Below are 15,118 nucleotides of genomic sequence, written 5' to 3'. Positions count from 1 at the left end.
GCGCGACGGGGTGGGTGACACCCAGGAGAGGGCCTCGGGCGGCCGCGTGCCGCGTGTACGATCGCCGCTTCAAATCACCGTTGGGAGACATCGCATGAAGTCATTGACCATCCTCATTCCCGTGCTGGCCCTGGCGGCATGCTCATCCACGCCACCCCGGCGTGAGCAGGCCAGCGCCGAGCCGGCGGCCACCTCCAACGCCCAGACCACGCAGCAGAAGGTGAACTCGGCCGTGGTGGCGCCTTTGAGTGACCTGAATCTGGTCAAGATCGACATCCCCGATGTGCTCAAGGAGGCCACGGCTGCGCCTTATGCCGCCCCCAGCGACCAGAGCTGCCCCAAGCTGGCCGAACACATCGCCTTGCTGGATGACGCACTCGGTGCCGATCTGGACGCACCCAAGTCCGATAACGGTGGGGCGGGCAAGATCGAGCGTGGCATTGAAGGCGGAGCCGTGTCGGCCATCCGCGACACGACCGAAGGCATCGTGCCTTTCCGGGGCTGGCTGCGCAAGTTGACCGGGGCGGAGCGTCAATCGCGCAAGGTGTCGGCGGCCATTGCCGCGGGCACGGTGCGTCGGGCCTACCTCAAGGGGATCGGCGCGGCCAAGGGCTGCGAGCCGTCGGCGGCCCAGGCCAAGACGCAACAGGCGCAGTCCTGAGCGCCTGATGACGCCGGCGCGGCCTAGTGCCGCGTGCGGGCGCGCGCTTCCATCAGCCCCAGGCCGCACAGCAGCAGTGCGTACAGCAGGGGGCTGGAGGGCAGGTTGGACATCTCGGCCCAAGTGGCCATCCAGTGCCCGAATTGGGTGGTGGTGGCCGTGAGGGTGTGAACAACAGATTCCACGATGCTTCATCAGGGTAAGTGATGGATGGGACTGTGCTGCTGATGCCCCTCAGAAGTCCTTAAAATTTGTTAAAGCTTTTGGGGCATCACGCTTTGGCCGTTCCTTACCGTTTTGACGCCGTTCAGATCCAGCCTGACGAGCGGCGTGTGCTGGTCAACGGCACGCCCGCGCCGATCGGGGCGCGCGCCTTTGATCTGCTGCTGGCGCTGTTGGAGCGGCGTGACCGGGTGGTGTCCCGCGACGAGTTGCTGGACTTGGTCTGGCCCGGCCTGGTGGTCGAGGACGGCAACCTGGCGGTGCAGGTCTCCACGCTGCGCAAGTGGCTGGGGCCGCGTGCCATCGCCACCGTGCCGGGGCGTGGCTACCGATTCACGCTGCAGCCCTCCGAGGCGGTGGTCCCTTTGCGGGTGGCTGAGCCGCCCGTGGCCACCTGGTCGAACCCTTTGTTTGGCCGGGAGGCCGATCTGGCGTCGCTGGCGCAGATGCTGGCCATCCATCGCCTGGTGACGGTGGTGGGCGCGGGCGGTATCGGCAAGACATCGTTGGTGCTGCAGGCCTTGCGGGCCCGTGTACCCGGGCAGGATGCGCCGACCGTGCTGGTGGAACTGGCCCCCATGTCCGATCCCTGCTTGCTGCCCGGGGCGGTGGCGCAGGCCTTGAAGTTGCCCTCGGGCACCCATGCCGACCCGGTGCAGGGCCTGGTGGCGGCCTTGCAATCGCAGCAGTTGTTGCTGGTGCTGGACAACGCCGAGCACCTGCTGGAGGCCGTGGCCACCCTGGTGGATGCGTTGTGGCTGGGAGCGCCGGGGGTGCGCCTGCTGGTGACCAGTCAGGTGGCGCTCAAGCACCCGCAGGAGCGCTTGTTGCGCCTGGGGCCCTTGTCGGTGCCGGTGGCGGAGGCCTCGGTGGACGAGGCCATGCAGCACGGGGCCGTGGCGCTGTTCGTCGATCAGGCCCATGCAGCCGACCACCGGTTCGAACTGACACCGGACAACGTGGCCACGGTGATCAGTCTGTGTCGCCAACTGGACGGGGTGGCTCTGGCCATCAAGCTGGCAGCGGCCCGTGTGGCTTTTCTGGGCCTGCGCGGCTTGCACGACCGGTTGGGAGAGCGGCTGAAGGTGCTGCGGGGCGGGCACCGGGGCGCACCCTCGCGGCAGCAGACTCTGGAAGCCGCGCTCGATTGGAGCCACGGCTTGCTGGAGCCGGCCGAGCAGGCCGTGTTCCGGCGCCTGTCGGTGTTTGTGGGCGGCTTCACGCTCGAGCTGGCCTGTGCGGTGGCGGCCGAAAGTGATGAGGGTGGCGACGCCCTGGACGAGGGCGCCGTGGTGGACATCCTGGCGACGCTGGTCGAGCGCTCGCTGGTGGCCGTGGATGCGGGGGATCCGCCCCGTTACCGACTGCTGGAGAGCGCGCGGGCCTATGCCTGGCAGCGGCTGTCCGAGCGGGACGAGCTGGCCACCGTCAAGCGCCGCCATGCCTTGGCGCTGACGGCGGTGTTCGAGCGCGCGGACCATGCCCTGTGGTTCACCCAGGACACCCCCTGGCTGGCGGAGTTCACCCCGGAGCTGGACAACGCCCGTGCCGCCCTGGATTGGGCGGTGGAGCAGGGCGATCCGATGGCCGTGGGTTTGATGGCCTCGCTGGCGCGCCTGCTGTTTCAGCTGCCGCTGGGGCATGAGACGCGGCGGCGCAGTGATGCGGTCTTGCCCCTGGTGGAGCGCGAGCCCGATCCGGCCCTGCGTGCGCGTTACTGGGTGCGCCGCTCGCACGGGCACTGGGGGGTGAACCAGGGCTTGGCGTTGGACTACGGGCAGCGCGCGGCCGAGTTGTTTCGAGCCAAGGGGGGCGATGACATTGGCCTGCACGAGGCGCTGTATGCGATGGCCGCCAGCCTGCGCCTGGGGCCCGAGCAGATGCGCGAGACGCTGGCGGAGATGGCCGCCCTGCATCGCCCGGGTTGGCCGGCGCGGGTGCGTGCCGATCACCTGCTGGCCCAGGTGCTGTGCAGCTATGTGCAGGGCGATGAAGAGGCCATGCACGCTGCCGCGCGAGAGGGGCTGGCCGTCTCACGCGAGGCGGGCAGCCGTTTGCGCGTCAATATCCTGCAGTGGTATTTGTGCACGGCCTTGCGCTGTCTGGGGCGCACCGACGAGGCGCTGCTGGTGAGCCGGGCGTCCATTGCCGAGCTGGGGCCTTGGCGGGGTTGGTCGCTGGGCTACATGCTGGGCGAGTACATCTGGTCCTGCCTGGTCAAGGGCGATGCGGTCGAGGCACGCCAGTCCCTGGCGGAGTTCCTGGCCTTGACGCGGCGCACGGGCTGGACGGCCTTTGGCTACAACAGCTATGTCTACCCGCAGTGGGCTCTGATGGACGGCCGGCCCGAGGATGCGGCGCGTCTGCTGGGATATGCCGACATGGCCTGGCGGCGCATCGGCACGGTGTTCCCGGACATGGTGCGCACGCGTGAGCGCCTGGTGGCCGCGCTGTCGCCGCGCTTGCCCGAGGCCCAATTGCGGGGCCTGCTGACCTTGGGCGAATCGCTGGACGAGGCCTCGGCCAGCGCCTTGATCCTGGCGCCGACCTGAGGTCAGGCCACGCGGGCCGAGGGGGTGCTGCTGGATGCCGCCGGAAGGGCCGGCGGGGTGTCGACCTGCAGCGAGGTGTCCATGCAGGTCGTCAGGTCCACGAAGCGGTCGCGACCGCGCTGCTTGGCGGCGTAGAGCGATGCATCGGCCAGGCGCAGCAGGCTTTCAGGGGTGGTGCTGTGGTCGGGCACGCAGGTGGTCACGCCGCCTGACAGGGTCACGAAGCGACTGAGCTGTGAGTCGGGGTGCTCGACGGCGTTGGCGCGCATCTGGTGGATCAGGGCCAGCACGAAGGCGGTGGCCCCATCGGGTGGGGTGTTGGGCAGCAGCAGGGCGAACTCTTCGCCGCCGTAGCGGGCGCAGTAGTCCAGCGGGCGCCGGCAGGCGGTGGAAATCTGCCCTGCGACATGCTGCAGGCAGCGATCACCCTCCAGGTGGCCCAGGATGTCGTTGTAGCGCTTGAAGTGGTCGACATCGCACATGATGAGCGACAGCGGTCGTTGTTCGCGCCGGGCTTGCCCGATGTACTGGTGCAGGCGCTCATTGAGGCCGCGGCGGTTGCCCAGGCCGGTCAGCTCGTCATGGCTGCACAGGTGGGTGAGCCGGTAGTTGGCCGTGCGCAGGTCTTCCGTGGCGCGGTGCAGCTCGTTGCGCATGACCAGCAGGCGTTGCATGGCCATCAGCTTGGAGCGCAGCACCACGGGTGAGACGGGTTTGGTGAGGTAGTCGTCGCCACCGGCGTCGATGCCTTGCTGCAGGTCACCGTCGTGGTTCATGGCCGACAGGAAGATGATGGGCGTCCACTTGCTGCCCTCTTGCTGTCGTATCTGTCGGGCCAGCCAGTAGCCATCCCGGTCGGGCAGGATGACATCGAGCAGGACCAGATCGGGTCGCTGCTCGTGAAAGTATTGCAGCGCGGTCAATGCGCTGTCCGCTTCGATCACCTCGTGCCCTTGTCCACTGAGTTGCACGTGAAGGTGCGCGCGGAGCACCGGTTGATCCTCGACCAGGAGGATCCGCAGGCGTTCTGTTTGCATGGCTTGGCCTTTGTCTGAACGTGGACTTGAATGGCCAGTGTGGGCACTTGGGCGGTGCGTGAAGGATGGAAAAGAGCGGGCTTGTCTGGTTTGTTCGGTTTAACGAGGTGCGTTTTGATGCGCCTGTGTATTCCGTGCCTCGCTTTCCAGGCGCCGTGATCTTGCGTTTTCGCGGTACAGCGCGGGGCGCGGGGTGAATGGGCACGCGGCCGGGCTTCAATGTGGGTGGTCCTGCCTACGGCAGGACTTCCCTGCGGTGCTCCCCATGGGCTTGTGCCGTGGAACTCGCTCCGCGGCTTTCAGCCGCTGCACTCAAACAACCACGGCAAGCATGTTCACGAAGCGCGCTGGCGCGCGCCAAGCCCACGGCTGCGCTCCTCGGCACCCACAAGGCGCCCGGCCGCGTGCCCCTTCACCCCTTTGATCGCCCCGCTGGTGGCCTGCGTAGGCGTCCTGGCGTGCCATCGTCGCTGCGCTTTTGCCCCCATGGTCGAGCGACACAGAGGCCTTCGTGTGATCGCTCTCATCTCATTCATACGCCGCACTGGCTTACTTTCAAAGCGCGCTAGCCGTGCCCGTGACGGTCTTGGCATGCCACCAGCGGGGCGAAGAAGGGCTGAGCCGGCTTTCGGGAGGGCGCCTTGTGGGTGCCGAGGAGCGCAGCCATGGGCTTGGCGTGCGCAGCACGCTTCATCATCTGACTTGCCGTGGTTGTTTGAGTGCAGCGGCGTCAGCCGCGCAGCGAGTTCCACGGCACAAGCCCATGGCGAGCACCGGAGGGGCGTCCCGTCGCAGACGGGACCACCCACATTGAAGCCCGCCCGGAAGTCGGCTCAGCCCGCGCCCCGCGCTGCATCGACAAAGCGTGCATCAGGTGGCATCACCCCCGGAAATCCGTGATGAGCCCCAAAAAAAAGAGCACCCGAGGGTGCTCTTCTTCTAGTCGAATCGTGCCTGACGGATCAGACGCGCTTTTTGTATTCGTGCGTGCGGGTGTCGATTTCGATCTTGTCGCCGGAATCCACGAACAGGGGCACGGCGATTTCGAAACCGGTGCCGACGATGCGGGCGGGCTTCATGACCTTGCCGGAGGTGTCGCCCTTGACGGCGGGTTCGGTTTCGATTTCACGCACCACGGTGGTGGGCAGTTCAACCGAGATGGCCTTGCCGTCGTAGAACACGACTTCAGCTTCCATGCCGTCTTGCAGGTAGTTGATCGCGTCGCCCATGTTCTCGGCTTCGATCTCGAACTGGTTGTACTCGGCGTCCATGAAGGCGTACATCGGGTCGGCGAAGTAGGAGTAGGTGCACTCCTTCTTGTCGAGGATGATCTGGTCCATCTTGTCGTCGGCCTTGAACACTGTTTCAGCGCCAGCGCCGTTGAGCAGGTTCTTCATCTTGATGCGCACGGTGGCAGCGCCACGGCCACCACGGCTGTATTCAGTCTTGAGCACGACCATCGGGTCCTTGCCCTGCATGATCACGTTGCCAGCGCGGATTTCTTGAGCGAGTTTCATGGGTAGGTTCCCGTTGGAATCATCAAATTGGCTAAAAATGGGGGCGCGCAAATTTGCGTGCAGCCTTCTATTTTAACCCGAGCGCGTGACAAAAGAAATCAGGCGGCTCACCAGGTCATTTGAGCTGGACCAAACCTGGCTCGTTTGACGGCTCGCGCTTTGCCACCGTTCCCAGGCTTCAGGGGCCCACAGATCGGCCAGGCTGCCCAGTTGCTCAGCTGGCGCCAGGGCGTTGAACGCCCGCCAGAGTTGGGCCACGGGGGCGCGCAACTCGGCTGGCCAGTCGGCCATCCAGTGGTCCATGAAGGCGTCGAGCTTGTCGGCGTGCACGCCGTCGTCCTGGCGGTAGATCTGCCAGAGGTGGGGGCGGCCGGCCCACAGGGCGCGCACGGCCGAATCCTCGCCACGCACCACATTGAGGTCGCTCATCCACAGCAGGCTGTCGAAGTCCGGCTGGGGCAGGGGGCTCAGGCGGTGCAGGCGCAGCGGGCTGCCTTCAGTCGGGGCCCAGTGACTGGCCAGGTCGGTGGCCGGCCCCGGGGTGAGCAGCACATGGCAGGGCGGCGCGCCGGGCGCCTGGCGGGCGGCCCGCTCCAGGTGCGCCAGCCAGGCGTGCACCGGGGCGTAGTCATAGCAGAACAGGCTGACCACCCGCTCACCCGGCTGCCAGGCCACGCCCAGGCGATCCAGGGCTGCGGCGCGGGCGGCTTCGCTGTCTTGCAGGGCGTCGCGGCGCTCGATCAGCCCGGGCTCGCGCAGCAGACCCCCTGTGCCTTCGGTGACCCCGGGGAAGAAGAACCGTTTGTTCAGGCCCGCCCCCGCGCCGCTGAACTGGGGCGAGTTCAGACCGTGGCTGCGCTCGACATAGGCTTCGGCGCTGAAGTACTCCAGATTGATCCACTCGGGTGGGGTGGGGCGCTGCATGCGGGCCACGAAGGCCTCGGGCGGGCGGCAGCCGAAGGCTTCGATCACGACCTCACCCGGGACGATGTCGACAGGCAGGGGGACGCCGTCGACCGGCCAGGGGCGCACCTCAATGCCCGGGTGGCCGAGGCCGTCCGGGCCGACCTCGGGCGCCATCCAGCGCAGGGCAGAGGTGTCGTCCAGCCACAGGCGGCAGGTGTGGCCGCGCGCGGCCAGGTCGCGTACCAGGCGCCAGCACACACCGATGTCGCCAAAATTGTCAATGACTGTACAGAAGACGTCCCAATGCATGGCGGTGGATTATCCTCGCGGCCATGACCGAGGCCTCCCACCCCGAAACTCCCCCCGCGCCCGAGACCCCCAGCGCCCAGAGCGATGCCACCTGGGCGCGCCTGCTGTCCGAAGTGGCCGCCTTGCCGGCCTTGCCGGGGGTCTACCGCTACTTTGACGCTAAGGGCGAGGTGCTCTATGTGGGCAAGGCACGCGACCTGCGCAAGCGGGTGTCGAGCTACTTCCACAAGAACCACGGCGGCACGCGCATCGGCTACATGGTCTCGCGCATCGAGCGCCTGGAGACCACGGTGGTGCGCAGCGAGGCCGAGGCCCTGCTGCTGGAAAACAACCTGATCAAGACGCTCAACCCGCGCTACAACATCCTGTTTCGCGACGACAAGAGCTACCCCTATCTCAAGATCGCATCGCACGCCTTTCCGCGCCTGGCCTACTACCGTGGCGCGGTGGACCGCAAGCATCGCTATTTCGGGCCCTATCCCAATGGTTGGGCGGTCAAGGAGACCATCCAACTGATGCAGAAGGTGTTCTTGCTGCGCACCTGCGAGGACGCGGTCTACAACCACCGCACCCGGCCCTGCCTGCTCTACCAGATCAAGCGCTGCAGCGGCCCCTGCGTGGGCTTCATCAGCGAAGAGGACTACCGCCGCGACGTGAACGAGGCCGAGCGCTTCCTGCTGGGTGAGCAGCAGGCGGTGATGGACAGCATGCAGCAGCGCATGATGGAACACGCCGAGCGCCTGGAATACGAAAAGGCCGCCGAGATCCGCAACCAGATCAGTTCCTTGTCGAACGTGCTGCATCAGCAGTCCATGGAAACGGGGCACGAGAAGGATGCCGACATCCTGGCGGTTCGGGTGCAGGGCGGGCGCGCCTGTGTGAACCTGGCCATGGTGCGTGGGGGGCGTCATCTGGGTGACCGTGCCCACTTCCCGGTGCATGTGCAGGACCATGTGCTGGCGCCCGACGAGGCCGCATCACTGAACGAGGCCACGGCCACGCCCGCCGATCTGGCGCAGGCCACCGAGGTGCGGGTGCTGGAGGCCTTTCTGGCGCAGCACTACATCGATGGCGGGGCGCCGTCCCTGCTGGTGCTGAGCCACCCGGTCAACCCTGACCTGATCGAGGCCCTGGGCCAGCACCAGGGCCGCAAGATCGCGGTGGTCTACCAGCCGCACGAGCAGCGCCGCATCTGGCTGGACATGGCCATCAAGGGTGCCGAGCTGGCCCTGGGCCGCCTGCTCAGCGAAGAAGGCTCGCAGCAGGCGCGCACCCGTGCCCTGGTCGACGCGCTGGACCTGGCCATCGACAGCCAGGGAGAGGGCGATCCGCTGGCCGCCTTGCGCATCGAATGCTTCGACATCAGCCACACGGCGGGAGAGGCCACCCAGGCCTCCTGCGTGGTCTACGAAGGCCACAAGATGCAGCCCGGTCAGTACCGCCGCTACAACATCAGCGACATCACCCCGGGCGACGACTACGCCGCCATGCGCCAGGTGCTGCTGCGACGCTATGGCAGCGGCAAGATCGAGCGCATGCCCGATCTGGTGCTGATCGACGGTGGCAAGGGGCAGGTGGCCATGGCGCGCGAGGTGTTCGAATCCCTGGGGCTGGACCTGGGGCTGCTGGTGGGGGTGGAGAAGGGGGAGGGCCGCAAGGTGGGCCTGGAAGAGCTGGTCTTTGCCGATGGGCGGCCCAAGCTGTCTCTGGCGCCCAGTTCGGCCGCGCTGATGCTGGCGGCCCAGATCCGCGACGAAGCCCATCGCTTTGCCATCACCGGCATGCGGGCCAAGCGGGCCAGTGTGCGCACCAGCGGCAGCAAGCTCGAAGACATCCCCGGCGTGGGCCCCAAACGCCGCGCCAAGCTGCTGCAGCGCTTTGGCGGCGTCAAGGGCGTGAGCAATGCCAGTGTGGACGAACTGGCCTCGGTGGATGGCATTTCAGAAGATCTGGCTCAGGAGATTTACCGTGCCTTGCGATGACATGAAGCGACGCGCCCCGCCGTGGTGGCGCCCGATGGGTTGGGCCTGTGCGGTGTCCGCAGGCTTGCTGATGGCCGGCTGCGAACACATGGGCGTGGACCGCCCGGCCGAGTCCAAGGCCCCTGCCAAGGTGGACAAGGGCAAGCCCGCCGAGCCGGGGCGTGGTTCAGCCGGGCTGGGCGCACCGGCCACGCCGCGCAGCCTGGATGCGCTGCGAGAGCAGGCCGCCCGACGGCTGGTGGCGGCCAATGCGTCCATCACGTACACCGGCAAGCCGCCGCCCATCCTGCTGGCGATTCCCGTGCTGACGGTGGAGCTGCATGCCGATGGCAGCGTGCGGCGCATCGAGGTCATGCGCTACCCGCGTCAGGCCCGCGACACGGTCGAGATCGCCAAACAGGCGGTGTACCGCGCCGCGCCGTTCGGCGATGTGTCGCGCCTGCCCAAGCCCTGGAAGTTCAATGAGACCTTCCTGTTCAATGACCAGCGCAAGTTCAAGCCGATGACGCTGGACCAGTGAGCGGGTGCAGCAGGCGCAGGGATTCCAGCGCCAGACAGACCAGCACGCTGATGCCGAAGACCGGCATGGCATAGGCCATGGCCGCCAGCAGCGGCCACAGCCACCAGGGCAGTGCACGGACATGTGCGCCGGACAGGCGGGGCGCCCCGGCACGACCCTGAGGGCGGCGCTGCCACCACATCACGACGCCCGAGACCACCGAGAACAGGGCGCTCAGGGCCACCAGCACCAGCAGGAGCTGGTTCCATAGCCCGAACTCGCCCCGGTGGAAGGGGATGCCCACGGCCGTGGCGCGCGACATGGCCGGCATGTCCGCCCAGCCCGCGAAAAAGAGCGGTGTGCCGCTGTACTGGTCCAGCACCAGGCTGAAGCGTGCCGTGGGTTGGCTGCGGTCGAAGTTGTCGATCTTCCACACCCCGGTGGGGCCTTGGGGCGGCGTGATCATCATGCTCACCTGGGGGGCCTGTGCGCGTGCGCGCTCGAAGGCCTGCTGCCAGTTCAGTGCGGGGGCCGCGTGCTCGCCAGGCTCGGGCACCTGAGAGCGCAGCCCCTTGGGTGGTCGGGCTGTGTCCTGATGCAGGGCGGTCTGCAGGGTCTTGAACTGCACGCCGGTGTATTTGCTCCAGGTCAGCCCGGTGATCAGGATGACGCAGAGCACCAGGCCCATCACGATGGCCACGCTGGCATGCAGATCACGCCAGGTCAGGCGCCCTTGCCCCCAGCGGGGCCACAGCGCCCGCCAGCCGGGGCCACCCTGGCGGACAGACCGGGGCCACCACATCGTCAGGCCTGTGATCATCATCACCAGCATCCAGCTGGTGGCCAGCTCCAGCAGCCAGCGCCAGCCATCGCCCTGCAGTGCGGTGGAATGCAGCTTCTTGGCCCAGGTCTTGAAGCGTGCCATGTCGGCCAGCGTGCCCACGACCTGGCCGGTGTAGGGGTTGACGTAGACCGTCTGCCCTTGCGGCAGGTCGTGATCATGATCGGACCCCGTGGTCCGGAACGCCACCTGCGTGGTGTCTCCCGGCTGCAGTGCCGGAACCACGAAGCGGGGCTGGGGTCCCGGGTGCGGAGCGCCGTGATGGGCACCATGATGGGCGCCGTGTCCGGCATGTGCAGAGGGCTCTGGCTGCGTGGCCGCCAGGGCCGCTTGCACTTGCCTATCCAGCGGCAGCGCCTGGGCCGATGCGGGCACGCTGACACGGTCGACATCGGCGTGACGCCAGACCTCGATCTGCGGCGAAAACACATACAGCAGCCCGCTCAGCGCGGCGAAGACCACGATGGGGGCGGTGATGAGCCCGGCCCAGAAGTGCGCACGCCAGAACAGGCGATCACGTGCGGCGCGGGACGATGGAGATGAAGGGGTCATGGGGATCTCCTGTGGACCTCAGCGCAGGTCGTAGCTCAAGGACGCATGGAAGCTGCGTTGCGGCAGGCTGTGGGCCTGGTAGGCCCGGTCATCCGTGAGGTTGTCGATGCCGAAGGCGCATTCCCAGTGCTTGGCCAAGCGCCAGGTGGCGCGCACATCCAGCTTGTTCACGCGGGAGACACCGCCATAGACATCGGGGTGGATGTCGTTGTTGAGGTCGGTGTTGTAGCTGCGGCCATGCCAGCGCCATGCCCCGGAGACCGACCACTGGGCATTGAGTCGGTAGTCGGCCTGCAATTGGTAGCGCTGCCGTGGAATGCGCAGCCAGGTCTTGCCCTCCATGGCCGGCACCTTGCTGTTCTTCCTGACCTTGGCGTGCGCCCAGGTGGCGCTGCCGCTCAGGCTCAGGCCCGGGGTGAAGAGATCCTGGGCCTGCCAGACCAGCTCGATGCCATCGGTCAGCACCCGATCGACGTTGCTGGCGCGGGTGACGCGCTTGACCTCGCCATCGATCTCGGCGTCGTAGCTCTGGCGCAGGATGGTGTCGCGCGAGTCATCCCGGAAGTAGGCCACCCGCAGGGATTGCCCGGGCCAGAACTTCTCGCCCGACAGCTCCAGGGCGTTGGAAACCTCGGGTTTCAGATGGGGGTCGCTCTGCGTCAGGCCGGTGCTGGTTTTGGTGTTGTTGAACAGCTCGTCCACATTGGGAAAGCGCACCCCCCGGCCGGCGCTGGCCTTGAGCATCAGGTCTTCACGGGCCGTCCAGCTCAGCGAGAGCTTGGGGCTGGTGGCGTAGAGGTGACGGCTGTCGTAGCTGACCGTGCGGGCCGAGGGCGTGCTCACGCTGGCGTCGTACTGGCGGCCATCGTGGGCGCTGAAGGCCTCCCAGCGCACGCCGCCGGTCAACACCCAGTCCTCATGCAGGCGCCAGGCATCCTGGGCGTACACGGCGGTGATGCCGGTCTGGCCCTGGTAGAACTGCTCGTCGGTGGTTTCTTCATCCTGCCACTGGCTGGTGGTGCGTTTGACGACGTTGTCGAGCGTGTACGCGTTGCGGTGCAGCCCGAACGTCAGGGCATGGCGGCCATCACCCCAGTCATCCGGCGAGGGCGTGTAGGTGCTTTGCAGCTCAAAGGTGCTCCAGCCCGTGCCGTCGCGGCGGGTGACACGGCCGGCATCGGCCGCATCGCTGCCGGGGGGCGAGTTCGAGCTGCGATCGGCATCGTCCAGGATCTTGTAGTGTGTGGCCACCACCGAGGCGTTCCAGCCTCGGGTGTGACGGGTCTTCCAGGTCAGGCCCAGTTGACGGTGGCTTTCGTTGCGCTGGCTGGGGGCAAAGGCACTGGAGGCGATCTGGAAGCCGTATTGACCATCGTGGACGGCGCCGCTCCAGACGGTGTGGCCCGAGGCATCGCGCAGATCGCTCTGGGCGCGCACGGTGCTGTCGTTCTGCCACAGGGACAGGCGGCCTTCGATCTCCTGCGTGCGTGAGATGTCCAGGCCCACGCGAAGGTTGAGCGTGTCCTGAACGCTGTGGTCGATGGTGGTGGCACCAAAGATGGCGCGTGGCTTGCCCAGCGGGTCGGTGTCGTAGCGAATGCCGCTGACCAGGGTGCCCGAAGGGGCGCGGAACTGGTTGGTGCTGCCCTGGACCGCATTGGCGTAACCCATGGGATGGCCCTCGCTGTCCTGGTGTTGATAGCCCAGGACCCACCACAGGCCGGACGCGCTGCGATCGGCCAGCCGGGTCGAGACCATGCTGCCGCGGTAGTGCTCGCGGGTGCCGTATTCGGCAAAGGGTTGATCGTGAACCTTGAAGCTCACGGACGCTTCGAAGCCCTTGGGCTTGCGCTCGGTCACGATCACCGTGGTGCCGATGGCGTTGCCGGGGTAGATGGCAGAGAAGGGGCCGTAGAGCGCGTCGACCCGGGCCACCGCCTCGGTGTTGATCATGTTCCAGCGGGGCGCATCGAAGCGGCCCAGGAAGTTGGAGATCAGGTAGCCGTCCACATAGACCAGGGCGCGGCCGGGCTGCAAGGTGCCGTGGCTGCGGCCCCCGACATTGGCGTTGCGGTCTCCAAAATAGCGCTTGCGGATGGTCAAGCCGGGCAGTTGCTCCAGGGCGTCTTCGGGGTTGACGAGGTTCTGCTTCTTGAGATCGTCCGCCGTCTTGCTGGCGGTGTTGCTGGGCAGGGTGGGCGAGAGCGCCTGCCGGTGGCTCTTGATGACCACGGTCTCCAGTTGCGATTCGGTGGCAATGCCTTGGGCATGGACCATGCCGAGTGGCAGGGCGCCGAGCGCCAGCAGCGAGGCTGCGGCCAGGGGCCGCCGCACAAAGGGGTGAGGGAACATGAAAAACTCTCAGGTGAAGGCAACGGTCACGCAGGCCGGGTGGACCGGCGTGCGCGGTGTGTCAGTTCACGAGAGAGCGGGGGGTGCCCGGGCGGGGGCGTCGTGAGGCGGTGCCCGGCTGGGCGGGGGCAGCGCATCGCGCGTGCTCAGCAGGGGCTGGCTGTCGGCGGCCGGCAGCACGCCAGGCTGGGCGGGTGCCGAGGGCAAAGCCAGGGGGTGGGCATGGTGCTGGCACCACACGCAGTCGGCCAGCATGGCCACATCGGATGAGGGCTCGGATCTGTCGGTGCCTGCCTGATCGGCACGAGCAAGCCGTGTGGAGCAGAGCTCCTGGGTCAGTGCCTGCAGGCTCAGTGAGCGCCCCTGGGTGGCCCGCGAGGCCATGGCCAGCGAGGGCAGCAGCGTGGCCAGGGCCAGCACCCCGATGACCAGCCAGGTGGTCATCGAGCGGTGGTGGGCAGGCAGGCGGGCAGGCATGGCCGCATGGTAAGGGCTGCGATGCACAGATCTGCCACCCTGATTCATTGGCACAACGCCGAATAAACCCGGATGCCCGCCCGGCAATGGTGCATCTTGGATGCACAATCGCTGTCATGTTTTGGAACTTGCCCACTTTGCTCACGTGGGCGCGGATCGTGGCGATCCCGCTGATCGTGGGCGTGTTTTACCTCCCTCTGCCAGCGGCCGACGTCAACATGTGGGCGAGCGTCCTGTTCGTCGTGGTGGCGCTGACGGACTGGCTCGACGGCTGGCTGGCGCGTCGCCTGAACCAGACCTCGTCCTTCGGGGCCTTCCTGGACCCGGTGGCCGACAAGTTCCTGGTGTGCGCCTCCTTGCTGATCTTGCTGGAAGTGGGGCGTGTCAACGCCATGGTGGCCATGGTCATCATTGGGCGCGAGATCGCCATCTCGGCCTTGCGTGAATGGATGGCCCAGATCGGCGCCTCGCGCAGCGTGGCGGTGCACATGCTGGGCAAGCTCAAGACGGCCGCACAGATGGCGGCCATCGTCTTGCTGCTCTACCACGGTGACCTGGGCTTTGTGGGCCTGCCCGTGGATGCACAGACCCTGGGCACCTGGCTGATCTACATCGCCTGTGGCTTGACCGTGTGGTCCATGGCCTATTACCTCAAGAAATCGCTCCCCGACATCGTGGCCAAGGCGCGCTGAAGCGAGACGCTTGACACCCGTCAATGGGCGGTGTGCTCTTGCAGATAGTCTGTCGTCTGTCAAGCGTGCATGTACGCCCCGGCGGTGCGGTGGTCGGGCGGTGCAATACGCATAGAATCATTTGAGGTTGCGTGGCAACCCAGGCATGTCTTTGGGTGCGGCCAAGTGTCACCAGGGCGCGGTGAGGCAGCATCAGAGTCGTTTTGTGGCACCTTCCAGAGGGGATATTTCGTGAACAAGTCCGAGTTGATTGATCACATTGCCAAGCAAGCAGACATTTCAAAGGCTGCGGCAGGCCGTGCTCTTGAGGCCGTGATCGGCGGTGTGAAGACCACCCTGAAGAAGGGCGGTACCGTGTCTCTTGTGGGTTTCGGCACCTTCGCCGTGAGCACCCGCGCCGCCCGCACCGGTCGCAATCCGCGCACCGGCGAGCCCATCAAGATCAAGAAGGCCAAGCTGCCCAAGTTCCGTCCGGGCAAGGCCCTCAAGGACGCCTTGAACTGATCTACAATGGTGGGC

The 15,118-nt window shown here is 66.8% G+C and carries 13 protein-coding genes; 6 read left to right on the top strand and 7 right to left on the bottom strand.

Annotated elements, in window-relative coordinates:
- The first annotated feature begins 94 nt into the window (after nt 1-94).
- Nucleotides 95-661: a hypothetical protein gene (locus VFW84_RS02585; RefSeq protein ID WP_329678868.1), complete on the top strand. Its 567-nt coding sequence runs from the start codon at nt 95-97 to the stop codon at nt 659-661.
- 23 nt (nt 662-684) lie between these two features.
- On the opposite strand, the gene VFW84_RS02580 is transcribed toward VFW84_RS02585, so the two are convergent.
- On the bottom strand, nt 685-846 hold the full coding sequence (locus tag VFW84_RS02580; RefSeq protein WP_329678867.1) for a hypothetical protein: 162 nt from the start codon (nt 844-846) through the stop codon (nt 685-687).
- Between the two features lie 93 nt (nt 847-939).
- On the opposite strand from VFW84_RS02580, the gene VFW84_RS02575 reads away from it, so the two are divergent.
- Nucleotides 940-3,435: an ATP-binding protein gene (locus tag VFW84_RS02575; protein ID WP_329678866.1), complete on the top strand. Its 2,496-nt coding sequence runs from the start codon at nt 940-942 to the stop codon at nt 3,433-3,435.
- Between the two features lie 2 nt (nt 3,436-3,437).
- On the opposite strand, the gene VFW84_RS02570 is transcribed toward VFW84_RS02575, so the two are convergent.
- From VFW84_RS02570 to earP, 3 genes are all read right to left on the bottom strand, one after another.
- Complete coding sequence (locus tag VFW84_RS02570; protein WP_329678865.1) at nt 3,438-4,472, bottom strand: GGDEF domain-containing response regulator; 1,035 nt, start codon at nt 4,470-4,472, stop codon at nt 3,438-3,440.
- A gap of 962 nt (nt 4,473-5,434) precedes the next feature.
- A complete protein-coding gene (gene efp / locus VFW84_RS02565; protein WP_329678864.1) occupies nt 5,435-5,989 on the bottom strand; it encodes an elongation factor P in 555 nt (184 codons plus the stop codon).
- Between the two features lie 72 nt (nt 5,990-6,061).
- Entirely contained in the window at nt 6,062-7,204 is a 1,143-nt protein-coding gene (gene earP / locus VFW84_RS02560; protein ID WP_329678863.1) for an elongation factor P maturation arginine rhamnosyltransferase EarP, read from the bottom strand.
- A 23-nt stretch (nt 7,205-7,227) separates the two neighbouring features.
- On the opposite strand from earP, the gene uvrC reads away from it, so the two are divergent.
- A complete protein-coding gene (uvrC, locus tag VFW84_RS02555) occupies nt 7,228-9,186 on the top strand; it encodes an excinuclease ABC subunit UvrC (RefSeq protein WP_329678862.1) in 1,959 nt (652 codons plus the stop codon).
- 1 nt (nt 9,187) lies between these two features.
- Nucleotides 9,188-9,706 carry a hypothetical protein gene (locus VFW84_RS02550; RefSeq protein ID WP_329678861.1) on the top strand — a complete coding sequence of 173 codons (519 nt, stop codon included), beginning with the start codon at nt 9,188-9,190 and terminating at the stop codon, nt 9,704-9,706.
- Here the strand turns inward: VFW84_RS02550 and VFW84_RS02545 are convergent.
- From VFW84_RS02545 to VFW84_RS02535, 3 genes are all read right to left on the bottom strand, one after another.
- On the bottom strand, nt 9,681-11,078 hold the full coding sequence (locus tag VFW84_RS02545) for a PepSY domain-containing protein (protein ID WP_329678860.1): 1,398 nt from the start codon (nt 11,076-11,078) through the stop codon (nt 9,681-9,683). The two genes, VFW84_RS02550 and VFW84_RS02545, sit on opposite strands and share 26 nt — an antisense overlap.
- Nucleotides 11,079-11,096: 18 nt before the next feature.
- The gene (locus VFW84_RS02540; protein WP_329678859.1) at nt 11,097-13,430 is read right to left on the bottom strand and encodes a TonB-dependent receptor; all 2,334 of its coding nucleotides are present in this window, start codon (nt 13,428-13,430) and stop codon (nt 11,097-11,099) included.
- Between the two features lie 66 nt (nt 13,431-13,496).
- Nucleotides 13,497-13,907: a DUF2946 family protein gene (locus VFW84_RS02535; protein WP_329678858.1), complete on the bottom strand. Its 411-nt coding sequence runs from the start codon at nt 13,905-13,907 to the stop codon at nt 13,497-13,499.
- A 116-nt stretch (nt 13,908-14,023) separates the two neighbouring features.
- Here VFW84_RS02535 and pgsA point away from each other — a divergent pair, with 116 nt between their 5' ends.
- Nucleotides 14,024-14,599, top strand: a complete 576-nt coding sequence (pgsA, locus tag VFW84_RS02530; protein ID WP_329678857.1) for a CDP-diacylglycerol--glycerol-3-phosphate 3-phosphatidyltransferase — start codon at nt 14,024-14,026, stop codon at nt 14,597-14,599.
- Nucleotides 14,600-14,668: 69 nt separating this feature from the next.
- Nucleotides 14,669-15,103, top strand: a complete 435-nt coding sequence (locus tag VFW84_RS02525) for an HU family DNA-binding protein (RefSeq protein ID WP_329678856.1) — start codon at nt 14,669-14,671, stop codon at nt 15,101-15,103.
- Nucleotides 15,104-15,118 lie beyond the last annotated feature (15 nt).

Source organism: Aquabacterium sp., from assembly GCF_036279655.1.
In the GTDB taxonomy this organism is placed as follows: Bacteria; Pseudomonadota; Gammaproteobacteria; order Burkholderiales; family Burkholderiaceae_C; genus Aquabacterium.
The sequence above is the reverse complement of the archived record's forward strand: the minus strand, read 5'-3'. Positions and strand labels throughout refer to the sequence as shown.

Excerpts from the sequence above, each read along its gene's own strand:
- uvrC (WP_329678862.1), top strand. The coding sequence starts at position 7,228 with ATGACCGAGGCCTCCCACCCCGAAACTCCCCCCGCGCCCGAGACCCCC.
- efp (WP_329678864.1), bottom strand. The coding sequence starts at position 5,989 with ATGAAACTCGCTCAAGAAATCCGCGCTGGCAACGTGATCATGCAGGGC.
- VFW84_RS02525 (WP_329678856.1), top strand. The coding sequence starts at position 14,669 with ATGTACGCCCCGGCGGTGCGGTGGTCGGGCGGTGCAATACGCATAGAA.
- VFW84_RS02585 (WP_329678868.1), top strand. The coding sequence starts at position 95 with ATGAAGTCATTGACCATCCTCATTCCCGTGCTGGCCCTGGCGGCATGC.
- pgsA (WP_329678857.1), top strand. The coding sequence starts at position 14,024 with ATGTTTTGGAACTTGCCCACTTTGCTCACGTGGGCGCGGATCGTGGCG.
- VFW84_RS02540 (WP_329678859.1), bottom strand. The coding sequence starts at position 13,430 with ATGTTCCCTCACCCCTTTGTGCGGCGGCCCCTGGCCGCAGCCTCGCTG.
- earP (WP_329678863.1), bottom strand. The coding sequence starts at position 7,204 with ATGCATTGGGACGTCTTCTGTACAGTCATTGACAATTTTGGCGACATC.
- VFW84_RS02570 (WP_329678865.1), bottom strand. The coding sequence starts at position 4,472 with ATGCAAACAGAACGCCTGCGGATCCTCCTGGTCGAGGATCAACCGGTG.
- VFW84_RS02550 (WP_329678861.1), top strand. The coding sequence starts at position 9,188 with ATGAAGCGACGCGCCCCGCCGTGGTGGCGCCCGATGGGTTGGGCCTGT.
- VFW84_RS02535 (WP_329678858.1), bottom strand. The coding sequence starts at position 13,907 with ATGCCTGCCCGCCTGCCTGCCCACCACCGCTCGATGACCACCTGGCTG.
- VFW84_RS02545 (WP_329678860.1), bottom strand. The coding sequence starts at position 11,078 with ATGACCCCTTCATCTCCATCGTCCCGCGCCGCACGTGATCGCCTGTTC.